This is a genomic window from Arthrobacter sp. YAF34 (genome assembly GCF_052113245.1).
GTDB lineage: Bacteria > Actinomycetota > Actinomycetes > Actinomycetales > Micrococcaceae > Arthrobacter.
In genome coordinates this window covers 14,544-37,932 of record NZ_JBFRCV010000019.1, presented here as the reverse complement: position 1 = coordinate 37,932, position 23,389 = coordinate 14,544, and the positions used below count along the sequence as shown (strand labels likewise).

Genomic DNA, 23,389 nt, shown 5'->3' with positions numbered 1-23,389 from the left:
ATTGACGATTCAACTTCGGCCCGGGAAATTCCGGAAAGGTCCCCGCCCGGTCCGCGCCCGCTACCGGTAGGCTGACCCCATGTACGTAGTCTCCCTGACTTATAAGGTCCCCGAGGACATCGTCGAGTTCCATCTCCCGGCGCACGTGACGTGGCTGCAGGCGGCCTTCGATGAGGGCGTCTTTATGGTCGCAGGGCGCAAAATCCCCCGCACCGGCGGCCTCCTGCTCTCCAACGCGGACCGGGCCAGCCTTGACGCCGCCCTGGCCAAGGACCCGTTCTACGTCAACGGCGTGGCCGACTTCGAGGTCATGGAGTTCCATGCCAACAGGGTGGCTCCGGGGTACGAAAACCTGTTGGACAGCTGAGCCGGGCCGGGCGCCCGCAGCCGGCCCTGCCGGCGCGGACCCAGCCCGCCGCCTCAGCTGGCGCGCTGTGGCGGTACCAACTTCTTTAGGCCGCCCTTGCGCGGGACCTTCACGGGCTCGGGCCAGCGTGGCCGAAGCTGGTCACCGAGGGTGACCCCGCGGATCTTCCGCCCGAACAAGGGCAGCACCCAATCGTGAACCCAGTGGCGCTGCCGACGCTCCCACTCCCGCAGGCCCGGCTTCACGGGCGGCTCCCACTCTTTTGGTTTGATTTTGTGGGGCACGCCGAGATGATCCAGGACCTGTGAGGCAAGGTACTTGTGGCCCGCCTTGGACATATGCAACCGGTCCGAATCCCACATCCGCGGGTCCTGGAAAGCATCGAAGCACCAGTAGTCCACCAGCACCGCGCCGTATCGTCCGGCGATCTCGCGGACGCGCCGGTTGTAGAAGGCGTTGCGTTTCTTCAGTGGTTCCAACAGGGCGGACACCTTGACGTCGAAGCCGGTGAACAGCACGACTGTTGCCCCCGTGCCGGCGAGCGCAGCCACCAAGGACTCGTAATCCTGCATGAGGGATCCGATGTCCGTGCCGAAATCGAGGATGTCGTTGCCTCCGGCGTACAGCGTGATGAGGGTCGGTTCCATGGCCCGGGCCGGCCCGAGCTGTTCGGCGGTGATGTGGCGCAGCCGTTTGCTGCGGATCGCCAGATTGGCGTACTCCCACCCCGGTTGCGCCTTTGCCAGCTTCTCCGCGACCCGGTCCGCCCAGCCCCGCACCCCATTGGGGAGACGCGGATCGTAGTCCCCGACCCCCTCGGTGAAGGAATCCCCTAAGGCAACATAGAGCCGTCGCCCGTCCGGGCGCGGCGTCAGGAAGTTCTCCACCCGGCCACGCTAGCCATCCCACCCGGCCAACAGGGAAAACCCGGGTTAACAAGTGGGGCATCCTCCGGTGGGTCCTGGAAGAAATTGGACAGCCATCCTGCGCTTTGCAAGGATAGGCTCGCCGGCGACTCGGAACCGGCGCATTGTTGAAACGCATTGTTGAAACCGAATTGTTGAAACGGGGGAAGTGAGCATGGGCATCGCAACGATGACTGCTGCCACGGTGAGCGGGGTGGCCGTTCTGGCCTGCTACGCGGCCGCGCCGCTGCCAGCCCTTCCCGTGCAATCCCGCCCCGCTGCGGGCTAAACCCGCGCGGACGCCCGGTCCCCACCGGAATCACAGGCTGGCACCGCTCTGCCCCTTTTCCGCTCTGTCCCGCCGCACGCTCGGGCGAGCCGGAGCCAACCGATTCCGAAAGTTACCACCATGCATAAATTCACGGCGCAACAGATTCGCTCATCCTTCATCAATGCGAGCCGGTCAGAAGCGGCGAAACTCAATCTGCCCAAGAACTTCGACACCCTCGACTGGGAACGCATCGACTTCCTGGCCTGGCGGGACGAAAAGATGCCGCTCCGCGGCTATCTCGTGGTTCCCGGGCCGAAGGGTCCCACCGGCATCATGCTCCGGGCACCTGAAGGCGGGGCCAAAAAGAACCGTTCCGTGCTCTGCGAGCTGTGCCGGGACGTGTTCTCCAAGGACGACGTGGTGCTGTGGGTGGCCCGGCGCGCAGGGCAGTCCGGCCGCAACGGCAACACCCTGGGCACCTTGATCTGCGCCGATTTCGTCTGCTGCCGCAATGTGCGGGTGGAGCCGCCGGCCAACGAGATCAACCCGGACCCCGCCGCCGTCGTGCTCCGGCAGATCGACGGCCTGGTGGCACGGACCGCCCAGTTCGTCCAGCGCGTACAGGGAACTTAGGGAACACAGGGAACGTAGCTCCGGCACCAGGCAACGCGGGGTCACTTGCGGCCCATTATGACGGCGTTTATGGACCGTAAATGACCCCGCGTTGCGGAAGGAAACCCCTCGCCTTCAGACCCCAGTAGGGCTGCTCGGCCGGACACCGCCGGCACGAAGCAGGGCGGCAACCTCAATAGCGTCACCGGTGGGCGCCGTCGACTTCGCGTCCGGGCGGGCCAGCAAGAGGTAGAGAAGACCGGTGCCCGCCACCACGGCCAGGCCGATCAGGACGGTCCAGTCCGTGACAAAGACGCCCGTCGATCCGGGCCACGCCAGCAGCACCATGGCAAAGATGCCGTAGCCCAGGGCGGCGACATTGATCGCGAGACCAGCGGCGCCCAGACTGAACGGGCCCGCCGGCCGCCAGCCCTTGAGCCGCTGGCGCAGGGATGCCAGCACCACGGACTGGAAGGCGATGTAGATGCCCAGGACCGCAAAGGACGTGATCTGCGTCAGCAGTTCATCGGAGCCCAGATAGATGATGATGCAGATGGCCAGCGGGATGCTGGCGGCCACGATGAGGGCGTTCGCCGGCACTCTGGCAGTGCCGGAAACCCTGGACAGCCAGCGGTGGCCGGGCACCATTCCGTCCCGGGCAAAGGAGAAGATCAGCCGGCTCGCTGCCGCCTGCAGGCTCAGCACGCAGGACAGGAAGGCCGTGATGGCAACCACCAGGAAGATCTTGGCACCCACAGGGCCGAGGGCCGATTCCAGGATGGCGGGGATCGGGTCCGGGTCCTGGCCGTTGACGATCTCCTGCAGGTTGGGCGCCGCAAGCACGTAGCCGCCGAAGGAAAAGAGTGCGGAGACGCCTCCCACCACGATGGTCATGATCATGGCCCGCGGGATCCGCCGGGCCGGACTGGCGACTTCCTCCGCCACGTCGCCACAGGCTTCAAAGCCGTAGAAAAGGAAGAGACCGGCCAGGGCGGCTCCCATAAAGGCGTGCAGGTAACTGCCATCGCCCTCCACGCCCATCGAGTCGAAGAACACGCCGAAGCTCTGCTTGCGCTGGAAAATCAACAGGTACAGGCCGACGGCGATCACGCCGATCAGCTCGGAAGCCAGCCCGATCCGGGCGACTCGGGCCATCGTCTTGGTGCCGGTGAAGTTCAAGGCCAGAGCCACAACAAGGAGCAGTACCGTCAGACCAAGCGTGGTTTCCCGGGTCACCTCAACCTCGAACAGGCTGGCCAGGAAGCCGCTGCCAAATTCGGCCACCGCCGTGATGGTGACGATCATGGCCCAGATGTAGACCCAGGCCGCCATCCAGGCGTAGCGCCTGCCCCAGAGCCGCCTGGTCCATGGATAGATTCCTCCGTGGATGGGGTATTGCGAGACCACCTCGCTGAATACGAGCGCCACCAGCATCTGTCCGGCCCCCACGATGAAGATCCAGAAGACCGACGGCGGGCCGCCGGCCGCCATGGCGATGGCGAAGAGGGAGTACACCCCCACCAGCGGCGATAGGTAGGTGAATCCGAGGGCAAAATTGGCCCACAGGGACATGGATCGGTCGAACGAGTCCTGGTAGCCCAGGACGGCAAGATGTTCACTATCGTTTAGCTCGGCGCGGGGTTCGGTAGACATGATTTCCTTCCGACGACTTTGGGGGGAGATTCCGGCGGGGGTGCCGGCGGCGGCCGCCGGTTGGGTGGCCGCCTTTGAGCGGCTGGCGGTGGCGCCGGCTAGCCGATGTAACTCATGACGTGCTTGATCCGGGTGTAATCCTCGAGCCCGTACATGGACAGGTCCTTGCCGTACCCGGAGTGCTTGAATCCGCCGTGCGGCATCTCAGCCACCAGGGGGATGTGGGTGTTGATCCAGACGCAGCCGAAGTCGAGGCGCTTGGCGAACTGCATGGCACGGGTGTGGTCCTTGGTCCACACCGAGGACGCCAGCCCGTAGTCCACATCGTTGGCCAAGGCCAGGGCCTCGGCGTCGGTGGAGAACTTCTGCACCGTGACGATCGGGCCGAAGACCTCGCTCTGGACGAGTTCGTCGGCCTGATTCAGTCCGGACACGACGGTCGCCTCGTGGAAGTACCCGACGTCCCCGTGGCGCTTGCCGCCAACTTCAACTGTGGCGTGTTCCGGCAGCCGTTCCAGGAATCCGGAGACGCGCTGGAGATGGTCGGCGCTGCTGAGCGCGCCGTACAGGATTCCCTCCTCGGCGGGGCCGCCAGTCCTGGCGTTCTGCCGCACCTCCTCGGTGAACGCAGCCACGAACTCATCGTGGATGTCCTCATGCACCAGCAGGCGCGTGGCCGCGGTGCAGTCCTGGCCGGCGTTGTAGAAGGACGCCGGGACGATGCCCGCCACGGCGGTGGCGATGTCGACGTCGTCGAACACGATAACCGGTGCCTTGCCGCCCAACTCGAGATGCACGCGCTTGACGTCGGCGGCCGCCGCCCCGGCCACCTCCATTCCGGCCCGCACGCTTCCGGTGATGGACACCATTTCCGGGGCTGCGTCCGCCACCAGGGCTTTGCCCGTCTCGCGGTCGCCCAGCACCACATTGAACGCCCCCGCCGGAAGGAACGCACTGGCCAGCTCGGCGAACAGCAGGGTGGAGCTCGGGGTGGAATCGGAGGGCTTGAGAACAACGGTATTGCCGGCGGCCAGCGCGGGAATGACCTTCCACGCCGCCATCATCAGCGGGTAATTCCACGGGGCCACCTGGCCGATGACGCCGATCGGCTCGCGCCGGATGGAGGAGCTGTGGTCTGCTAGGTACTCGGCGGTGGCCCGCCCTTCCAGCGTCCTGGCGGCGCCGGCAAAGAATCGGATCTGATCCACGAGTACGTCGATCTCATCCGCGACAATCCCTGCCCGGGGCTTGCCGGTATCTGCGCATTCGAGGTCCGCCAGCTCCTCGGCCCGGGCCTCGACGGCGTCGGCGATGTGCAGCAGCGCCCGCTGCCGTTCCGCCGGGGTGGTTTCGCTCCAGGTCTCAAACGCTGCCGCGGCTGCCGCATACGCTGCAGCGACGTCATCGGCGTTGGAAACGGGCGTTGTGGCGATGAGCTCTTCCGTGGCCGGATTGTGGATCTCCAGCCGGCTGATGGCGGCCGAGTCAACAAACTTGCCGTTGACGAAGTTCCGCAAATTCCGCACGCTCATGGGGTTCCCTTCGATGAAGTGGGTGGCCGGGCCGCGCCGCGGACCACACGTCTATGTGACCTACTTCACGGCCACATGGCGAGAATACACCTTATTCATCTGAAATGGGATGTTTATTTTATCGGTCTATCCGCATCCTGATGTTGAGGTCAGTTCCGGGGCAGGCAATGACGCCGCCGGCTGCCGGGCCGGCATCCGGGGCGGCATCCGGGGCGGCATCCGGGGCCACGAGGGTTCCTACGGGGAGCGCCGGATCGGTGGAGACCACCACCCTTCCCGCGGCGCTTACCAGCACGCTCGGAGCCCCCACGGCGCGCATCAGCGGCAAGGCGTCCCGCTCCAGCCGGCGCACCAGAAGGTCGGCGCCCACCACCCCTGCCATGGACCCGCCGACGTTGACCGGTACGGTGAGCGTCAGGATGTAGTCGCACGTGCACAAGTGGTCAACATAGGGTCCCGTGATGTGACGGGCACCCGTGGTTTCGGGCACCCGATACCACTCGAGAGCGCTGAGGTCCCGCAGATAGTCGGCATACTCGCGCGACGCCAGATCGAGGCGGCTCGGCTCCGTGGTGGTGCCCAGGATCGGGTTGTCCTCCAGCGGGCCCAGCCACCAGGCAAAATGGAGACCGCCGCCCCGCACCACGCCCGGCGCCGCGACGAATCCGGCGCCGATCAGCCGCGGGTCGGCCGCCGTCAGTTCCGGCTCGACCATGGCGTAAACGGCGGGGTCGATGTCCCCCGCGCCCCAGGCGGTTGAGGCCTCAACCAGGCTCCGCCACCGCTGCAGGGTGTCGAAGACGCCGCTGAACAACGCTCCGATGGCCGCGGCGCAGTCCTGCGCCCGGGCCTGAATGGGATCCGTCAGGTCATTGTCAGCCATCAGCCGCTGCTCCTCGTTCCAGCCGCTCCTTGGCTTCCAGCAGCCACACGGAAAGATCGCTGATCTGACCCCGGACGGAGGTGCGGGCCGCGGCGGCGTCGTGGGCGGTGATCGCCTCGGCGGTTCGCAAGTTTTGGGCATAGACCCGTGCCCGCATGGCGGGATCCGTCAAACACAACCACAGCATGGGCCCAAACTCCGCCTGAAGGCGGATCTGCTCCCGAACGAGCCGCGGCGACTGGCTGATCACGGCGATTTCGAGGTAGAAGCCGCCGGCGTTCCGGCCGGAATCGCTGGCGGAACCAAAATCGGCACCTTCAAGCCAGGCGGTGAGCCGCTGGGCCTCGTCGGCGGATGCCAGCTCGGCCGCCCGTTCCGCGCAACCGGTGGCCAGCACGCCAAAATAGACCGCGAGATCGGCAATTTCCACCTGCGAGAGGCCGCGCAGCCGGGCCTGCAGGAGTCTCTCCGGCGTCTGCTCTGTGGGCAGCACAAAGCTGCCACCCTCGCGGCCTCGCCTGGTCTCCACCAGCCCGGCCTCGCGGACAGCCCCCAGACCGTCGCGCGCCGTCACCAAGGCCACGCCAAACCGCTTTGCCAGCTCCGCCTCGCTGGGCAGCCGATCACCCGGAGACAACACGCCCAGCAGAATGGCATCGGTCAGCCGCTGGGCCACCTGCTCGGATCTGCCGGCGCCGGTCAGCTGGGCGAATACGGCGGCTCGGGCGCCGCGCGACGGCGCGGGGGCGACTGGTTCCCGAGTCACCGCAGCGCCTTTGGCCGACGGCGTTCGGAGCGGGCCCGGACCGAAGGATCTTCCATAGCGCCACTCTATCGGCCCCGCCGGCGCGGGTGGGAAGCGGCCGCGGATCCCCCGCCGCAGGAGTTGGCCGCACGCGTGGGGCGGATGATCCCCTTGCCGTCGGATGATGATTGTGCGGAGATGCCAAAGCCTGGATGGTTTATCCAATGATCTGCGGGTTGGGCCTTGTTAGGCTTCGAATCCTTGATCAGGTACCCGCGGCTCGGGGATGCGCCGCGGGCAATCCACGAAGGGAGTCCCATGACTTCGAGGCCCGGCCCGCAGCCCGGTTCCGCCGACCGGGGCGACGCCCACGAGCCCAGGGACACTTCTGCCGGACCCTTGTCCGGCCTGTTGGTGGCCGATTTCTCCCGGGTCTTGGCCGGCCCGCTGGCCACCATGACGCTGGCTGATCTGGGCGCCCGCGTGATCAAGGTGGAACGCCCCGGCGCCGGCGACGACACCCGCAACTGGGGGCCGCCGTTCTCCGCCACAGGGGCCACCTACTTTGAGAGCGCGAACCGCAACAAGGAATCGGTTTGTCTGGACCTTTCCGACCCCGGCGATCTGCAGCTGGCCAAGGAATTGGCCCTGCGCGCCGACGTCCTGGTGGAAAACTTCAAGCCCGGGGGCATGACGAAACTGGGCCTGGGCTACGCGGAACTCTCTGCTGGCAATCCCGGCCTGATTTACGCCTCGATCACCGGGTTTGGCAGCGCGGGCGGAGCCAACCTGATGGGGTATGACTTCATCGTCCAGGCGCTGGGCGGACTGATGAGCATCACCGGCGAGAAAGACGGCAGCCCCACCAAGGCCGGGGTGGCCTTGGTTGACGTCCTGACAGCCAAGGACACCACCGTTGGCGTCCTGGCCGCTTTGGCGGCACGGGCGGTCTCGGGGCGCGGCGCCCATCTTGAGCTCAACCTCCTCTCAAGCCTGCAAGGCGCGCTGGCAAACCAGGGCCAGGCCTTCCTGGGTGCCGGCAAGGTTCCGCACCGCATGGGCAGCGCGCATCCCTCGATCGTGCCGTACCAGTTGCTCGAGTGTGCCGATGCCCCGCTCGCGGTGGCCTGCGGCAACGACGGTCAGTTCGCCAAGTTGACCCAGGTTCTGGGCATTGCCGGCCTGGCCCGGGACCCGCGCTTTGCCACCAACAACGCGCGGGTGGAACACCGCACGGAATTGGTGCCCCTGCTGGAGCAAGCCCTCTCCGTGTCCTCCGCCCTCAGCTGGCAGGACAAGCTCATCGACGCCGGCGTCCCGGCCGGCCATGTGGCCGGCATCGATGAGGGTCTGGCCTACGCCGAGTCCCTTGGACTTAAACCAACCATCGAGGTCCACAACGCCGAGGGCCAGCCCGCCGGACGGCAGATCCGCCACCCCATTACCTGGACGCCGGCGTTTCCGGCACCAGCGACGGCCCCGCCGTCGCTGGGCGAACACAGCGAGCGCGTCCGGGCCTGGCTTGCCGACGGCGCCAGTGCCGGGAGCGCCGGTGCAGGTCGATACGGCGCTACACCCAGCGCAGCGCCAGCCACAGATTAGCGGCCACGTCGGGATCGTCCGGATCCGCCTGCAGCAGTTCGGTTGCAATTCCCATCCGGTGACGCAGCGAGTTACGGTGGATCCCCAACTCGCGGGCGGCGCCCTCCCACTGACCCCGGTGCCGCAGGTAGGCGCGTATGGTGCCGACCAGGTCAGCCCGCCGGTAACCGCGCAGCGCCGCCACCCAGCCCTGAACCCGCGGGTCAAGAGCCCCTGCCGGGGCCTCGATAATCTGCCCGGCCTCCAGCGCACGCACCATGGCCGCCAGCTGTCCGGCCTCATCGTTCACACGTTCTAGGGGCATTGGCCGGCTCAGCACCGCAGTGATCGTGCTGCTGCCGACGTCGTCCGGTTCCGTCCCGCCGGCCCCTGCCGTGTGGCCCGATCCGCCAGCGTCGGCGTGCTCCGCGTCCAGCAGGTAGTAGCTCAGGGTGCCGGCCGCATGGCGCAGACGGCAGGATCGCAGGGCACTGGCCGCCACTGGCCAGCCGGTCCCGGCGCGGAGCCGCGCCTCCAGCTCCGCGGAAGCTGCGGCGGCATCTGTTTCGCTACGCACCACCAGGACCCGGACGGCCCCGGTGGGCACAACGATGCCCAAATCCGGGGCCAGCGCCCGGCCGGCATCGACATATCCGGTCAGAAAGAGCTTGGTCACGGCCGAGCCGAGCGCGGCGGCGGTGGCGGCGCTTTCCTGCTCCTGGGCGGCCTTGAGCGAGAGCAGGACGCACACCGTCATGATGATCTGCCGGTCAGCCCGCGTCAGTTTGCGTCCGGCGCCAATGGCCAGAAAACCCGCCACCCGCCGCCCCACCAGCACGGGATACTCCACCACGTCTGTGCCATGGATCTGGAAGGTGGAGGCCGAATGCGTCACCGCCATGTCCAGCCGCGACGTCTCCCGGCGCAGCTGACTCACGATCGCGTGGTTGTCCGCCGGCCACAGCGTTTCCGCCCCGTTGTCCGCCGGAAGGTACGCCACCCAGCCACCCAGCGCCTGGGCGAGCGCCCTCACCACGGAAGGCAGCGCGTCCGCCTGCGTCGCCGCGCGGGCCAGGGCTGTCTGCGTGCCGAGGCTGGCAGCCAGATCCGCCTGCCCCTCCCGGCCCACCAGGTCCCAATAGGCGCGCGACACGTTCATGAACGGCGTGCCGTCGGGAACCACCAGCAGCTCCAGTCCCTCCGACGCGCAGGCGGCCAACAACGCCGGCGGCACCTCATTCACGCCGGCGCCCAAGCCAAGCCCCAGGGCTGCGACGTTGCGCTCCACCAGGCGCCGGACATAGGCCTGCACCTTGGCCTCTGCGCCCGAAACGGGGATGCCAGTAGTGAGGAGAAGCTCGCCGCCTTCCAAATACGGTGTGGGATCGTCGAGCTCGGATATGTGCACACCCGAGACCTGTCGGCGCGCCACCACGCCTCCCGCGGCGGGGCGCAGATCGCGGCCGAGTTGACTGTGAAGCTGGGCCAGACTGATCACGCGGTGACCCCTTCCGAGCAGACGCGAATCCTTTGTATATTCTAACCAAAACACGCCCAAATGGGGGCAGACCATCCAATGTCAGACGGCCAACGGCCCGCTACCTTGTTGTATATGACGAGTCCCGCCGACAGCCTCCCCCGGACCCGCCACCTTGCCGTCTTCATTCCCGGGGCGGCACCGGCCGCGCCTGCCGCGCGTGCCAGGCGCCGTCGGCGGCCTAAGACCCCGCCCCGCACACTCTTGGAGAACACCCTTGGAGAACACCGTGAACGAATCCTCTGACCTGCTGAACCTCGGTTCCCTCTTCAGCCCGGAAGAACTTGCCATGCGGGACAAGGTGCGGTCGTTTGTTGACAGCACCATCCGGCCCAACATCGCCTCCTGGTATGAGCAGGCCGTCTTCCCGGTGGAGATCATCAAGGAAATGGCCGCACTGGGGCTTCTGGGCATGCACTTAAAGGGCTACGGCTGCCCGGGCCGTTCCGCCGTCGAATACGGCATCGCGGCCATGGAACTTGAGGCCGGCGACTCAGGCCTGCGCACCTTCGTCAGCGTGCAGGGCTCGCTCGCCATGAGCGCCATCTACAAGCACGGCTCCGAGGAACAGAAGAACCAGTGGCTGCCCAAGATGGCCGCCGGCGACGTCGTTGGCTGCTTCGGCCTGACCGAGCCCACCGCCGGCTCCGATCCGGGCAGCATGAAGACCTTCGCCCGACGCGACGGGCAGGACTGGGTCATCAACGGCTCCAAGCGCTGGATCGGCCTCGCCTCGATCGCCCAGATCGCCATCATCTGGGCCATGACCGACGACGGCGTGCGGGGCTTCATCGTGCCCACCGACACCCCCGGGTTCAAAGCCACCCCGATTGAGCCCAAACTCTCCATGCGGGCCTCCATCCAGTGCGACATCGAACTCAGCGAGGTCCGGCTCCCGTCCGCCGCGATACTGCCGAACGCCAAAGGCCTCCGCGGTCCGTTCGAGTGCCTCAATGAGGCCCGCTACGGCATCATCTGGGGAGTCATGGGCGCCGCACGGGACAGCTACGAGACTGCAGTCAGGTACTCACAGGAACGCCTGCAGTTCGACAAGCCGCTGGCGGGGTACCAGCTGACCCAGGAAAAGCTGGTCAACATGGCCCTGGAAATCAACAAGGGCATGCTTCTGGCGCTGCAGATTGGCCGCCTCAAGGAAGCCGGCCAGCTCAAGCCGCACCACATCTCGGTGGGGAAGCTCAACAACTGCCGCGAGGCCATCCAGATCTGCCGCGACGCCCGCGCGATGCTGGGCGGCAACGGCATTACCCTCGACTATTCGCCGCTGCGGCACGCCAACAACCTCGAATCAGTCCGCACCTACGAGGGCACCGACGAGGTCCACACGCTGATCCTCGGCAACCACATCACGGGCATCCCGGCCTTCCGCTAGCCGCGGCCAGCACCGGAGCGCCAGCAAGGAACCCAGCAAAGGAACCCCAGCAAATGAACAAGGCAATGACTACAGCAGTGGAAGTGCGGCATTACATCTCGGGCACCTGGGTTCAGGGCGACGGCGGCATCATCACCTCCGCCAACCCGGCCCGCCCGGCCGAGACGGTGGCCCGTGGCCTGCAGGCCGGACCGGCCGACGTCGAACGCGCCATGGCGGGCGCCGTGGCCGCCAAGCATGGCTGGGCCCGCACTCCGGCCCATGAACGCGGTGCCGCGCTGCTGCGCACCGCCGCGGTCCTGGAGGACAACTCGCAGGCCTGGGGCCTGGAACTGGCCCGCGAGGAAGGAAAGACGCTGGCCGAGGGCCAGGGCGAGGTCCTGCGCGCCGCGCAGATCTTCCGGTATTACGGGAACGACGGCGACCGGGAGGCCGGGGCGGTGTATTCCTCGCCGCGCCGGGGCGAAAAGATTTTCGTCACGCGCAAGCCGCTGGGGGTAGTGGGCGTCGTGACGCCGTTCAACTTCCCCATCGCCATCCCGGCGTGGAAGATCGCGCCCGCACTGGCGTACGGCAACACGGTTGTCTGGAAGCCGGCCAGCACCGTGCCGCTGCTGGCCATGCGGCTGACCCAGGCGCTTGAACAGGCCGGGCTGCCCGACGGGGTGCTGAATCTGCTGATTGGACCCGGGACCGTTGGGACCAGCCTGGTGGAACACCCGGCGCTGGACGGGCTGTCCTTCACGGGGTCCACCGGCGTGGGGCGCACCCTGGCCGCCGCGGCAGCGGCGCGCGGCGTGCCCATCCAGGCCGAGATGGGCGGAAAGAATGCCGCCATCGTCTTGGCCGATGCAGACCTGGAACTGGCCGCGGAACAGGTCATGCTGGGAGCGTTCCGCTCCGCCGGGCAGAAGTGCACGGCGACGTCGCGGCTGATCGTGGCGGACGCCGTGGCCGATGAATTCCTCGCCGGGCTGGCGGCCAAGGCCCAATCCCTGCAGGTGGGCGACCCCGCGGACCCGTCCACCCAGATGGGACCCGTGGTCAGCGCCGACGCACGGGCATCCATCCAGCGCGGCGTCGTCACCGCGGTGGACCAAGGCGCCGGGCTGCTGACGGGCGGCCTCCCCTATGAAGATGCAGCCCGAGCCGAAGGCCACTTCGTAGCCCCCACGATCCTGGAGCTAACGGGGGCACATCATGCTGACATTTGGCGCAATGAGCTCTTCGGCCCCGTGCTGAGCGTCCGCCGGGCGGCCTCGACGCAGGACGCGTTTGACCTGGCGAATGACAGCGAATTCGGGCTTTCCGCTGCCCTCTTCACACAGGACGTCACTGTCGCGCTGGAGGGAATGGACGAGCTGGACGTCGGAATCCTGCACGTGAACTCCGAATCCGCCGGCGCCGATCCGCATGTGCCGTTCGGCGGGGCCAAGAAGAGCGGCTACGGACCCAAGGAACAGGGGCAAAGCGCCAAGGAGTTCTACACGCACACCACCACCGTCTATCTCCGGGGCGGCCGCGCCCCGTCCGGCGCGTAAGCGTCAGCGCAGCACGATGTCCACGGGGTTCGCCTCGGACCGCCAAGTGCCTTCCATACCGGGGCGAGGGGTAATCACAGGGGCGGTCAGGACGCCGGAGCGGTTGGTGCGCTTGTCCCGCAGGATCTCCGTCACTGACCCCAGGTGCCGGGAAAGGTCGATCACGTTCTCCGGCGCGGCCAGCAGCAGCTGGAAGCCGAACTCGTGCAGCGCCTTGATGCCCGCACCGGCGAATTCCTCCGAGGCAAGCACAAACGCCTCGTCCATCATGACGGTGCCGTAGGTGGTGAAGCCCTGCTCGGCGATGCCCAGCTGGTAGCTCAGCGCCGCTGCCATGATGAACGCGGTGAAGCGCTGCCGCTCACCGCCGGACATGGAGCCGGTGTCCGCGTGCATGAAGACCTCAGTCTTCTTCGCACCCGTCCCCGCGGCCTTGGCGCCGGCACCCTTGGAACCGGCACCCTGGACCTCGCGGTGCTCCTTGCACTGGATGAACAGGTGGCCGCGGACGTCCAGCACCTCCGCCCGCCAGCGCCGGTCCTCCGGGGTCTGCGAGCCGAGCCGCTTCACGAGCGTTTCAAGCGACTTGTAGCGGTTGGTGAGCTCGGCGTCCTCGTCCGTTTCCGTGCCCGCCGCCCCGGGCACGGCGGCGGACGCCGCAGTGACCGCCTTCGCCGGCCGGGCGTGCCGGACCTTGAGCGCATTCTGGATGGCGTCCTTGAACTGCTTCGCCGTCGCGGGCAGCGTCTGCTTGATGTCCAGTTCCAGGAAGCTGCCCTCGTGGAAGTTAACCTCGGACAGGATCCCGTTCAGCGGCAGGATGCGGCTCGTGATGGCGCGGCGTTCCTCGTCCAGCAGGTGCAGCAGGGTGGAAAAGGACTCGTGCGTGCGCTGGTTGAAGAACTGACGGAACTCGGCCTCCTGGGCGGGCAGACCGTCGCTGACAATCGCGTGGTAGCGGCCTTCGAACTCCCCCGCCGCCCCGATCGACGTGCCGTGATCCGCGGAAATCGCCGTGCCCCATTCGCGGACAAAGCCCTCGAAGATGCGGGTGAGCCGCTCCGAGGTGGCCTGCCCGCGGGACTCGGCACCGTGCAGTTCGGCGAGCAGCCGGGTGCGGACCTGGTTGGCGAGGTTGTCGAGTTCGTGCATCTCCAGGACGTCGCCGAAGCCGGTGAAGTATGGTTCCAGCGCGGCAATGCTGGCCTCCGACGGCGGCGACTGGGCCAGGCGGCCGCGTGCGGCGTCGAGCAGCGAATCAGCCGCGGTCATTCGCGCGTCGAGGGCCTTGTACTCGCTCTGCAGCACGGCCGCCGCCTCGGTGCTGGACTGGTGCTTCTGCCGCGCGGCTTCGACGTTGGCGCGCAGCGGCTCGAGGTCGGCCTGCGCCGCGAGGGCATCCTTGAGCCGCTGCTCGATCCGCTTCAGCTCTTCCGCGGCGACGGCCGCCGAGACCTGCTCCCAGGGCCGGTGGTCGTCGGCCACGCGGCGCAGGGCATCCAGCTGCCGGGTCATCCCCTGGTGGGACTCTTCCCGGCTCTGCGCCAGTTCGGCGGCCTTGGCCAGCTCCTGCTGCAGGTCCTCGACCTGGGCTGCCACGAGCTCCAGCTTGGCGGCGTTGTCGAATCCAAGCACGTAGTCCTGCCGGGAGGTGAAGCGGTCATCCTTTTCCACCGTGTGGCGGTTGCGCTTGACCACCCCGCCCAGGCTCAGGCCCTTGTCCAGGCCGGCGAGTTCGTCCGGGTTTTCCACGCACGGGTAGGCGAAGTCGAGCGCAATCCGTTCACGCAACCAAGCGCTGGCGTCCGCCAGCGCCTGGGCCTGGGGGCCGGCGGGCAGCCCGGCGTCGGTGAGGAAACTGAGCTTGGTCAGCAGGTCCCCGTCAGCCACGTCCTCGACAGCCAGCGCGCCGCCGGGCAGCGGCCTGGAGACGTCCACCGCGCGCAGCGCCCCGCGCACGGAGTGGTCATTGAGGTACCGGGTAACGGCGGCAAAGTGCTCCCCGGGCACCAGCAGCGTGGTGGCCAGGCTCCGGAGCGCGCGCTCGGCGGCCGGCCGCCACTGCTCCTGGCCCTCCGCGAGGTCGATCAGTTCGCCGCCGAAGGGCATGAATTCTTCGGGCACCCCGGTGGACGCAGCTATGGCGCTGCGGTTCTCAATGCTCGACGGCGGCAGCAGCGACTTGCGCGTCTTCAGCGAGACAAGCTCCTGCTGGGCCGCGGCGAGTTCGCGCTTCCTGGTCGCGTGGCCGTCAAACGCCTCGAACCTCAGCTCCCTGAGGGCCTCGGAGTCGTCCTGCAGTTCGGCTGAGCGCGCCGCGGCATGGGCGTGGGCCTGGTCCCAACCGGCGGCCGACCACTGGAGGTCCAGCCCGGCGTCGGACAGCGCCTTGCGGGTCGCTTCCTCGACCTCCTGGCGGAGCTTGAGCCCCACCCGTGCGTTCTCCAGCGACTGTTCTATCGCGGAAATCGCGTTGCCGCCCTGGTTGTTGTACTCCGCCTCCAGCTGACGGAGCTCCTTGGCGAAGCCGTCGCGGACACCGCGTTCGGCTGCCAGGTCGCCGGCCTTCGCCTGGGCGAGCCCCTTGAGCCGGGCCAGGGACTTCTCATGGACGGTGACGGCCAGCTGCTGCTTATAGGCCTCGAATTCCCCGCCGGAGAGCTCACGCAGCCGGTTCGCGTCCAGCAGTGCCTGCGCGTAGTCCTTGTTCAGCCCCGGTACGGGGGCCAGCTGGTCGCGCTGCTGGCGGACGTCCTCGAGGCGCTGCCGGATGGACATGAGGTTGCTGAATTCCTCGACGACGTCGTCCGCGGCGGCCAGCGTGGCCGGAGCATCGAGGACCTGGTCGCGGAAGAAGGTGTTGACGCTGCCGCCGAGCCCCTTGCCGGCCTGGATGACGCGCAGCAGCGGCAGGGCCTGATCCGAGTTGATGCCCAGGAGGCGGCGGAAGCGTTCGGCAAATGCCTTGTGGACATCGAAGACCTGGGCCTCCGGGAAGATCGCATCGAGCGCGGACTTGGTGAACCGCTTGTCCGCGATGCCCTCGATCGCCGTGAGGTCAAGCGGCTTGCTGTCGATCAGGTAGAACCGGCCGACGCTGGATTCCGTGCCGTTCTTGGGCAGGTCGAACAGCGCCGAGACCGTGACCCGGGTGCCGGCGGCGTTATCAAACGTCAGGGCGACGGCGGACCAGGTCGCCCCGGGGCGCTGGAACGCACTGGCCGAGCCCTCCCCGACAGCCTTGTCGCCTACCTTCCCGCGCATATACGTGAACGTGGTGCGCTTGTCCTCAACCGCGCCGCCGGCACGCTGCGCCGCGGCTTCGTTGGAGCGCGGACGGGCATCGAAGACCCGAAGCATGGCGTCGAACAGCGTGGACTTTCCGACGCCGGAGTTGCCGGTCAGCAGGGTGCCGTTGCGGTCCACGTGCATGGTGTGGGCGCCATGGAACGTGCCCCAGTTGACCACCTGGACGAGGGCCAGGCGCATCTGGCCGGGGTTCGTGAGCTCACCCAGCGGGAGCATGGTTGCGATGCTCACTTGGCTGCCTCCGTGTTTGTCGTTACCTTCGGCTGCGCGCCGGTGTGGTCAGGTAACGCCGACGGCGATGCCGCCCCCGCCCCTTCGCCGGACAGCATTCGTCCTGCGGACGATGCTGCCGGCTCCGACAGGCCCGATGCCACTCCCGGGGCGGCATCGCCGTCGTCGTCGCTAGTCAGGTCGCCTCGGGCGTCCGCAGCGGCTGCTGCGTCATTGTCATCGTCGCCTCCGCCGGCGACATCGCCGTCGTCGTCGGTGTTCAGGTCGCCGTCGACGACATCGGCGTCGTCCTCCTTGTTCAGTTCACCGTCATCGTCGCTGTCATCGTCGGCCGGGACTGCCGTGTCGGCGTCGAGTTCGATCAGGGGCTCCGTTCCTGCCTGGTCGGTGCTGGCTGCCACCAGGGCTTGGATCTGGGCCGGGATGTCGCCGATGTTTTCGAACGGGAGGGCCAGGGGGAGGGCGTTGGAGATCGTGTAGACCTCGTCCAGGCCTGTGGTTAGGAGGAGTTGACGGGCCAGGAGCTTGGTGATGGCGCGGTTGACGACGTCGGCGTCGCGCAGGGCGTCCTGCTGTCCGGCGGGTTGATAGTGGGCGACGAGTTCGGCGATTTCCTCGCGTGTGATCGTGGGGTCGGTCTGGGCGGTGACGTGGCGGTCCAGGAGCAGGCGCAGGCGGAGCAGGACGATGGTTTCGACCCGGCTGAGGGCGCGTTGCTGCCGCAGGATGCTCGAACGGGTGCTGCCGCCGATCGCTTCGGGGTCCACGGGGCGCAGCACGGCGACTTTGCGCTCGTGGTCCAGCTGCAGCGTCAGGAACAGTTCGGAGAGGCGGCTGCGCAGGATCAGCTGGTTGTCCAGGAGCGTGGTCCACAGTTTCTCGTCGCGGCCACCGTCAATGTAGGGACCCTTGAGAAGTTTCACGAGGGCCTGCCGGACCTTCATGGGAAGCACGCCCGTGTCGCCCGGGAAGAGGGCTGCGCCGTCCACGAATGTGTCCCGCGGGGTGACCGTGAAGGGGTCGCTCCGCACATGGTCGCCCTGGTGGGCGGGCTCGGTGGCTGCGCCGGCGTCTACCGCGTCAGGCTCTTCCTGGGCGAGTTCAGTCATCTTCAATCCTTCGTGAGCGTGACGACGGGCAGGTATGCGGTGCGTGTGGTGCCGTCGATTTGTTCGTATTCGATGGGGCCCCAGGTCCCGCGGTCGAAGCCGGCACCGTCGTGGAGGGTCTGTGAGAGAAGGGCCCGGATGGAGTTGATGTGGCGCTCCCCGGCCGGGAGCTGGGCCCAGGCCTCGGTGAGGGTCGAGGCGCCGGCGAGCGCGGCGCGGATGGCCTCCGGCTTGGCCTTGGCGGTCCGGGGCGAACGGGCCCGGTCCGACTCCGAGAAGGCGATGGGGTCCGCCAGCTTGGGCGGGGCCGCGAACTCGTCGGGGTCAAAGAGCTTGACCATGGCCAGCGACTCGAAGCCGGCGCTGAACAACACGGGGCCGGGCACCAGGCCGGGCCGTTCGCGCTCATATGGCAGGGACCGGATGGCCTGTTCCGCTTCCCGCAGGACCTTGCGGAGCCGGACAGACTGGCGGAAGTCATCACTCTGGACGTACGTGTTGAGGCTCTCGCTGAGCTTGCCGTAGATCCGCTGGATCTGGCTGTGCTGGCTGCGGAGTTCGGCCACCAGGTTCTTGAGGGTCTCGCGCTCGTCGTGGCTGAGCTCGTCCGCGAACTGCCGGCTCAGCACCTCGCCGATCGCGGACCGGAACCTCAGTTGCTGCTGCGGGTCCTCCAGGAACGCGGTGAAGGAGCGGAAGGTCCGGCCTTCGGGGCTCTGCCGGAGCCGTTTGTCGGCCTCGAGCACCTGGGCCATGGTGGCACCCTTGCTCAGCGATTCCTCGATGATCTGGTTGCGCAGCTCCCCCACGAGCTCCTCGATCCGGTCACGCATTTTCTTGTAGTCCGCGGGCAGGCTCGCGGCGAGGTCCAGGATGTTGCCGGCGGCTTCGACGGCCTCGTCGTCGTCGAGCAGTCCGTCAAAGTCCCCCGAGCTGATGTCCTCCATCAGCTGCCGGCGATCGTCGATCTCCTCTTCAAGGGACTCAAGCCGCGCACTCTGGTCCGGGTTGGTCTCGTTGGCCAGCTTCTCGACATCGCCGAGCAGCGTGCCCAGCCGGGAGCCGTTCAGCGTGGATCGTTCGCTGGACAGGCTGTCCAGGAAGGCGAGGACGCGGGCGGCCGGCTCGGTGACTTCGTAGATGATCTGGCCCGACTGGTTCCGGCGCGTCAGGAAGTTCTTGCGGGTCCACTCGTCCGCATATTTTCTACCGGAGGTCGCGCCGCTGGCCGTGACGCCCTGTTGCTCTCCCGCGGGGGCCTGCCGCCGAAGCTGCTCAAGGAAAGCGTCGACGTCGGCATGGAATTCTTCCAGCGGCAGCTGGGCTCGGGTGCGCGTGAAGGAGGCCTGGAGCACGGCGATCACCCACGGCGCCGAGCGCGTTAGCGCCCAGGCGGGCCCTTTGGTGAGGAGCTCGAGGTCACGAAGCCGGGCGCTCATGGCGTCGGCTGATGACACGGCGGAACGGGACACGCACTCTCCTTCGACTTCCAGGGCTTGGTTTGGGTGGTGTGGCGGGCAACGGAAACGCAAAACCGCCAGGTACAAGGTTAACGCAGGGCGCCGCGACCGCGCCGTGACCTACGCCCCGGTAGCATTTCGATCCCGTATCAAGAGGCGGGCAACATCCCAAGGACCCTAGTTCAGCATGCCTTCGGCCCCCTACGCTCGGGCTACTGAGTCAACCGAAGCAACGGTGCAGGGGGAAGAATGCAGTTCGACCTAAGCGCAGTAGAAACGGGCACGATGGTGGTCATCGGCACCCTCGTGTTCGCCCTGTTGATCGGCCTCTTCATGATGGTGTCCGTGTTTTCAGCCATGGTTCTTGTGGGTCTGGCCCGACTCGCCTGGTACCTCCTCGCCCGCGCGGTGGTGGGCTCGGTCCGCGGCATCAACCACGGCTGGGACCGCTTGGTCCACCACGCCTCAACGGTGGAGTTGCCGGGCGATTTCCAGGTCGACTTCGTCACGGACTTCCGGGCCGACTATCAAGGGCAGGCCGCCCCTAGCACTGGCACTTACCCGCGAGTAGTATTGCGGGACAGCTGAAGGGTCCTCCACCCGCGGCGGATCCAGGGCTCAAACCGGCCACCCGGTTAGAGGAGATGCCCAGTGAGCTCCGCCATTGAAGACCCCGCCACCGCTCCCCAAACTCCCGCCCCCGGCACTCCGGCGCCGGACCACATAGGCCCAGCGGCAACTGCTGCCGACGCACGGGCCATCGCAGAGGCCGCCCGCGAGACCAGTTGGAACCAGCCCAGTTTCGCCAAGGGCCTCTATCTGGGCAGCTTCGATGTGAGCCTGATCCACCCATGGCCTGAGGCTCCCGCGGACGACGTCGAACGCGGCGAGGCATTCATGGCCCGCCTGACGGCCTTCTGCCGCACGATGTCCGGCCGCACCATTGAGCGCGAGGACCGGATCCCGGACGAATATCTCCGGGGACTCGCCGAACTCGGCGCCTTCGGCATGAAGATTCCGCGGGAATACGGCGGGCTGGGCCTCACGCTCGTGTATTACGGCCGCGCCCTTGCCCTGCTGGGCTCGGTGCATCCGAGCCTCGGCGCCCTCCTGTCCGCGCACCAGTCGATCGGCGTCCCGGAGCCGGTCAAGGTCTTCGGCACCCCCGCCCAGAAGCAGGAATACCTGCCCCGCTGCGCCGCCGGAGCCATCACGGCGTTCCTGCTGACCGAGCCCGACGTCGGCAGCGACCCCGCCCGGATGGGCTGCACCGCGGTCCGCTCCGACGACGGCGATTCCTACGTCCTGGACGGCGTCAAGCTGTGGACCACCAATGGTGTCATCGCCGAACTCGTCGTGGTCATGGCACTTGTTCCGCCGCACGTGGACCCGGACGGGACAGCCCACAAGGGCGGCATCAGCGCGTTCGTGGTGGAAATGGACTCCCCCGGCATCACTGTGGAGAACCGCAACTCCTTCATGGGACTCCGGGGGCTCGAAAACGGCGTCACCCGCTTCCACGAGGTCCGGATCCCCGCGGCCAACCGGCTGGGCCGCGAAGGCCAGGGCCTCAAGATCGCACTGACCACGCTCAACACCGGCCGGCTCTCCATCCCTGCCCTGTGCGTCGCCTCGGGCCGGTGGAGCCTGAAAATCGCCCGCGAATGGTCCAACGCCCGCACCCAGTGGGGGCGGCCGATCGGCCAGCATGAGGCCGTGGGCAAGAAGATCGCGTTCATCGCGGCCAGCACCTTTGCCTTGGACGCGGTGTTCGAGCTCTGCGCGGAAATGGCCGACGCCGGGCAGAAGGATGTCCGGATCGAGGCGGCACTGGCCAAGCTGTGGTGCACCGAGATCAGCTGCCTTATCGCGGACGAGCTCGTGCAGATCCGCGGCGGCCGCGGCTTCGAAACGGCGGACTCCCTCGAAGCCCGCGGCGAACGGGCCGTTGCCGCGGAACAGCAGCTCCGGGATTTGCGGATCAATCGGATCTTCGAGGGGTCCTCGGAAATCATGAAGCTGCTGATCGCCCGAGAAGCCGTGGACGCACACCTGGCAGCGGCGGGAGACCTCGCCTCCGAGGACGCCCGCCTCGCGGACAAGGCCAAGGCCGCCGTGGGCGCCTCCGGCTTTTACGCGAAGTGGCTGCCCAAACTCGTGGCCGGCGCCGGCATGGACCCCAGGTCCTACAGCGACTTCGGCCGGCTCGCCAAGCAGTTGCGCTACGTGGAGCGTTCCTCGCGGCGGCTGGCACGCCAGACCTTCTACGGGATGGGCCGCTGGCAGGCAAAGCTTGAGCACAAGCAGGCATTCCTGGGCCGGATCGTGGACATCGGCGCCGAGCTCTTTGCGATGGCGGCGTGCTGTTCCCGGGCCGAGATGCTGCTGCGGACGCAGCCCGAACGCGGCGCCTCCGCCTACGAACTCGCCGAGGCCTATTGCGAACAGGCCCGTGTCCGCGTGGACGAATACTTCGACCGGCTGTGGCGCAACACCGACGACGCCGACCACGCCCTGGCCCGGAAGACGCTGGCGGGCGACTATGCCTGGCTTGAAGCCGGGGTTCTCGACCAGTCAGAAGGCACCGGTCCGTGGATCGCGGACGCCGGCACGGGCGCCTCAGTCAAGGAAGACCTGCACCGCACCTACCGCTGACGGGCCGCTGCCCGGCCGCTGCCCGGCCGCTGAGAGGTCGCTGATGCGCGGCTGAGGCGGTCTTGACGATAGTAAGCATCCTTGCTATCAGGATTCCCGCATGGTTAGGTGGAGCCGAGACCGGCATCCCCGTTCATTCAGCGAAAGTGAGCAGTCCCCATGAGCAGCACCGCAGGCCCCGACGACACGACGCCCCGCCATGCCGCGCCGGAGGCCGGCTCCGCCACGCGGGACGCCCGCATATACGACGCACGCCAGGACACCACCACACCGGTGTCCACAACGCCTGCGTCCACCACACCGGTGACAAAGACACCCGCGTCCACAACGCCGGTGTCCACCACACCGGTGGCAAAGACACCCGCGTCCACAACGCCGGTGTCCACCACACCGGTGACGGCAGTCCGTACACACGAGGAATCCGGCCGCACGCCCGTCCGCGACACTGCCGTCCGCGATACTGCCGTCGATCCCGTTGCGGCCGAGACTCCCACCCGCGAAACCGTCGTGGCCCGGGAGAAGGAACAGTTCGGCGGCATCAAGGTCGGCTCAGCATTCTTCGGCTGGCTAACTGCCACAGGCACTGCCGTATTGCTCACCGCGCTGGTGGCCGCCGGCGGTACCGCCGTCGGACTGGCCACCAACACCGATGTCAACGACGCCGTAAACCAGGCTTCAAATAACCAGACCGTCGGGCTGGCCAGCATCATCGTGTTGCTCGTGATCCTCCTGGTCGCCTACTACTGCGGCGGGTACGTTGCGGGCCGGATGGCCCGCTTCAACGGCGCCAGGCAGGGGTTCATGGTCTGGGTCTGGGCCCTGATCGCCGCGATCGTGGTTGCCGTGCTGGGCATGGTCGCCGGGCAGCGGTTCAACATCCTCGCGAGCTTGAACAGCTTCCCCCGCATCCCGGTCAACGAGGGCCAGTTGAACACCATGAGCATCATCGCCGCGATCGTCGTGGCCGTGGTGGCGCTGGTGGGCGCGGTACTCGGCGGCCTTGCGGGCATGCGTTTCCACCGCAGGGTGGACCGGGCGGGCTTCGCCCCGGCGCCGGTGGCCGAGGAGCGTCCGGTCGGTCACTCGTCAGTCGAGAACTCCTGAGCCAGAACACTTAAACCCGGGACTCCCGACCCCGCAACCGTTGGCTGGGCGGGTCAGCCGGAGACGACGGCGTCGAGGTAGTACCAGCGGCGGTCTTTGCGCACAAAGCGGCTGGTTTCGCGTTGCACGCCGCGTTCGCCGTCGTGCCGGTAGTGCGCCGCGAATTCCACCACTCCTTCGCTATCCAGCGGACCGCCCCGGACAGTGGAAATGATATCCAGGCGGCGCCACTGCAAGCCGGGGTCCAGTTCGAGTTCCCCGGGACGCGTGTCCGGGTGCCAGGTCCGCAGCAGGTAGCCCGCGGCCCCGACCACGAAGGCGCTGTACCGGGAGCGCATGAGCTGCTCCGCTGTCGGCGCCTCGGCGTCGCCTCGATGGAACCGGCCGCAACACAGGACGTATTGCTCGCCGGACAGACACGGGCAGTTCCCCAGATACGCCCCGGCGGGCGCACCCACGGCGGGGTCCGCTGGCAGCACGCCGTCGGGTGCGGAATCGGGCGCG

At 67.6% G+C, this 23,389-nt stretch carries 17 protein-coding genes and 1 pseudogene; 8 read left to right on the top strand and 10 right to left on the bottom strand.

What is annotated here, in order from left to right; genetic code table 11:
• The first annotated feature begins 79 nt into the window (after window positions 1-79).
• The gene (locus tag AB4Y72_RS18560) at window positions 80-367 is read left to right on the top strand and encodes a YciI family protein (protein ID WP_441427609.1); all 288 of its coding nucleotides are present in this window, start codon (window positions 80-82) and stop codon (window positions 365-367) included.
• Between the two features lie 53 nt (window positions 368-420).
• On the opposite strand, the gene AB4Y72_RS18555 is transcribed toward AB4Y72_RS18560, so the two are convergent.
• On the bottom strand, window positions 421-1,254 hold the full coding sequence (locus AB4Y72_RS18555) for an SGNH/GDSL hydrolase family protein (RefSeq protein WP_441427608.1): 834 nt from the start codon (window positions 1,252-1,254) through the stop codon (window positions 421-423).
• 427 nt (window positions 1,255-1,681) lie between these two features.
• Between AB4Y72_RS18555 and AB4Y72_RS18550 the strand changes: the two genes are divergently transcribed.
• Window positions 1,682-2,176, top strand: coding sequence for an FBP domain-containing protein (locus tag AB4Y72_RS18550; protein WP_441427607.1), 495 nt, complete (start codon window positions 1,682-1,684; stop codon window positions 2,174-2,176).
• A gap of 114 nt (window positions 2,177-2,290) precedes the next feature.
• On the opposite strand, the gene AB4Y72_RS18545 is transcribed toward AB4Y72_RS18550, so the two are convergent.
• From AB4Y72_RS18545 to AB4Y72_RS18530, 4 genes are all read right to left on the bottom strand, one after another.
• A complete protein-coding gene (locus AB4Y72_RS18545; RefSeq protein WP_441427606.1) occupies window positions 2,291-3,808 on the bottom strand; it encodes an APC family permease in 1,518 nt (505 codons plus the stop codon).
• Between the two features lie 98 nt (window positions 3,809-3,906).
• On the bottom strand, window positions 3,907-5,340 hold the full coding sequence (locus tag AB4Y72_RS18540) for an aminobutyraldehyde dehydrogenase (protein ID WP_441427605.1): 1,434 nt from the start codon (window positions 5,338-5,340) through the stop codon (window positions 3,907-3,909).
• 118 nt (window positions 5,341-5,458) lie between these two features.
• Complete coding sequence (locus tag AB4Y72_RS18535; RefSeq protein WP_441427604.1) at window positions 5,459-6,223, bottom strand: cache domain-containing protein; 765 nt, start codon at window positions 6,221-6,223, stop codon at window positions 5,459-5,461.
• Window positions 6,216-6,989: a FadR/GntR family transcriptional regulator gene (locus AB4Y72_RS18530; protein ID WP_441427603.1), complete on the bottom strand. Its 774-nt coding sequence runs from the start codon at window positions 6,987-6,989 to the stop codon at window positions 6,216-6,218. The genes AB4Y72_RS18535 and AB4Y72_RS18530 overlap by 8 nt, the downstream gene beginning before the upstream one ends.
• A 297-nt stretch (window positions 6,990-7,286) precedes the next feature.
• On the opposite strand from AB4Y72_RS18530, the gene AB4Y72_RS18525 reads away from it, so the two are divergent.
• The gene (locus AB4Y72_RS18525; protein WP_441427602.1) at window positions 7,287-8,570 is read left to right on the top strand and encodes a CaiB/BaiF CoA transferase family protein; all 1,284 of its coding nucleotides are present in this window, start codon (window positions 7,287-7,289) and stop codon (window positions 8,568-8,570) included.
• Here AB4Y72_RS18525 and AB4Y72_RS18520 read toward each other — a convergent pair.
• Window positions 8,539-10,047: a PucR family transcriptional regulator gene (locus AB4Y72_RS18520; protein ID WP_441427601.1), complete on the bottom strand. Its 1,509-nt coding sequence runs from the start codon at window positions 10,045-10,047 to the stop codon at window positions 8,539-8,541. The genes AB4Y72_RS18525 and AB4Y72_RS18520 overlap by 32 nt on opposite strands.
• Before the next feature lie 268 nt (window positions 10,048-10,315).
• Here AB4Y72_RS18520 and AB4Y72_RS18515 point away from each other — a divergent pair, with 268 nt between their 5' ends.
• Together AB4Y72_RS18515 and AB4Y72_RS18510 are read left to right on the top strand one after the other, a co-directional pair.
• Complete coding sequence (locus AB4Y72_RS18515; RefSeq protein ID WP_441427600.1) at window positions 10,316-11,476, top strand: acyl-CoA dehydrogenase family protein; 1,161 nt, start codon at window positions 10,316-10,318, stop codon at window positions 11,474-11,476.
• Window positions 11,477-11,541: 65 nt separating this feature from the next.
• Entirely contained in the window at window positions 11,542-13,017 is a 1,476-nt protein-coding gene (locus AB4Y72_RS18510; RefSeq protein WP_441427599.1) for an aldehyde dehydrogenase family protein, read from the top strand.
• 3 nt (window positions 13,018-13,020) lie between these two features.
• Here the strand turns inward: AB4Y72_RS18510 and AB4Y72_RS18505 are convergent, their stop codons facing one another.
• The 3 genes and pseudogenes from AB4Y72_RS18505 to AB4Y72_RS18495 all read right to left on the bottom strand — a co-directional run bounded on the left by AB4Y72_RS18505 (window position 13,021) and on the right by AB4Y72_RS18495 (window position 19,138).
• Window positions 13,021-16,557, bottom strand: coding sequence for an ATP-binding protein (locus AB4Y72_RS18505; RefSeq protein WP_441427598.1), 3,537 nt, complete (start codon window positions 16,555-16,557; stop codon window positions 13,021-13,023).
• Window positions 16,558-16,859: 302 nt separating this feature from the next.
• A pseudogene (locus AB4Y72_RS18500) lies at window positions 16,860-17,666 on the bottom strand (DUF4194 domain-containing protein); the annotation flags it as partial.
• Window positions 17,667-17,668: 2 nt separating this feature from the next.
• The gene (locus AB4Y72_RS18495) at window positions 17,669-19,138 is read right to left on the bottom strand and encodes a DUF3375 family protein (protein WP_441427597.1); all 1,470 of its coding nucleotides are present in this window, start codon (window positions 19,136-19,138) and stop codon (window positions 17,669-17,671) included.
• A 237-nt stretch (window positions 19,139-19,375) separates the two neighbouring features.
• Between AB4Y72_RS18495 and AB4Y72_RS18490 the strand changes: the two genes are divergently transcribed.
• The 3 genes from AB4Y72_RS18490 to AB4Y72_RS18480 all read left to right on the top strand — a co-directional run bounded on the left by AB4Y72_RS18490 (window position 19,376) and on the right by AB4Y72_RS18480 (window position 22,885).
• Window positions 19,376-19,714 carry a hypothetical protein gene (locus AB4Y72_RS18490; RefSeq protein ID WP_441427596.1) on the top strand — a complete coding sequence of 113 codons (339 nt, stop codon included), beginning with the start codon at window positions 19,376-19,378 and terminating at the stop codon, window positions 19,712-19,714.
• Window positions 19,715-19,777: 63 nt separating this feature from the next.
• Window positions 19,778-21,781 carry an acyl-CoA dehydrogenase family protein gene (locus AB4Y72_RS18485; RefSeq protein ID WP_441427595.1) on the top strand — a complete coding sequence of 668 codons (2,004 nt, stop codon included), beginning with the start codon at window positions 19,778-19,780 and terminating at the stop codon, window positions 21,779-21,781.
• Window positions 21,782-21,940: 159 nt separating this feature from the next.
• A complete protein-coding gene (locus tag AB4Y72_RS18480) occupies window positions 21,941-22,885 on the top strand; it encodes a hypothetical protein (protein ID WP_441427594.1) in 945 nt (314 codons plus the stop codon).
• Between the two features lie 53 nt (window positions 22,886-22,938).
• Here the strand turns inward: AB4Y72_RS18480 and AB4Y72_RS18475 are convergent, their stop codons facing one another.
• Window positions 22,939-23,361, bottom strand: a complete 423-nt coding sequence (locus AB4Y72_RS18475; protein ID WP_441427615.1) for a YchJ family protein — start codon at window positions 23,359-23,361, stop codon at window positions 22,939-22,941.
• Between the last annotated feature and the right edge of the window lie 28 nt (window positions 23,362-23,389).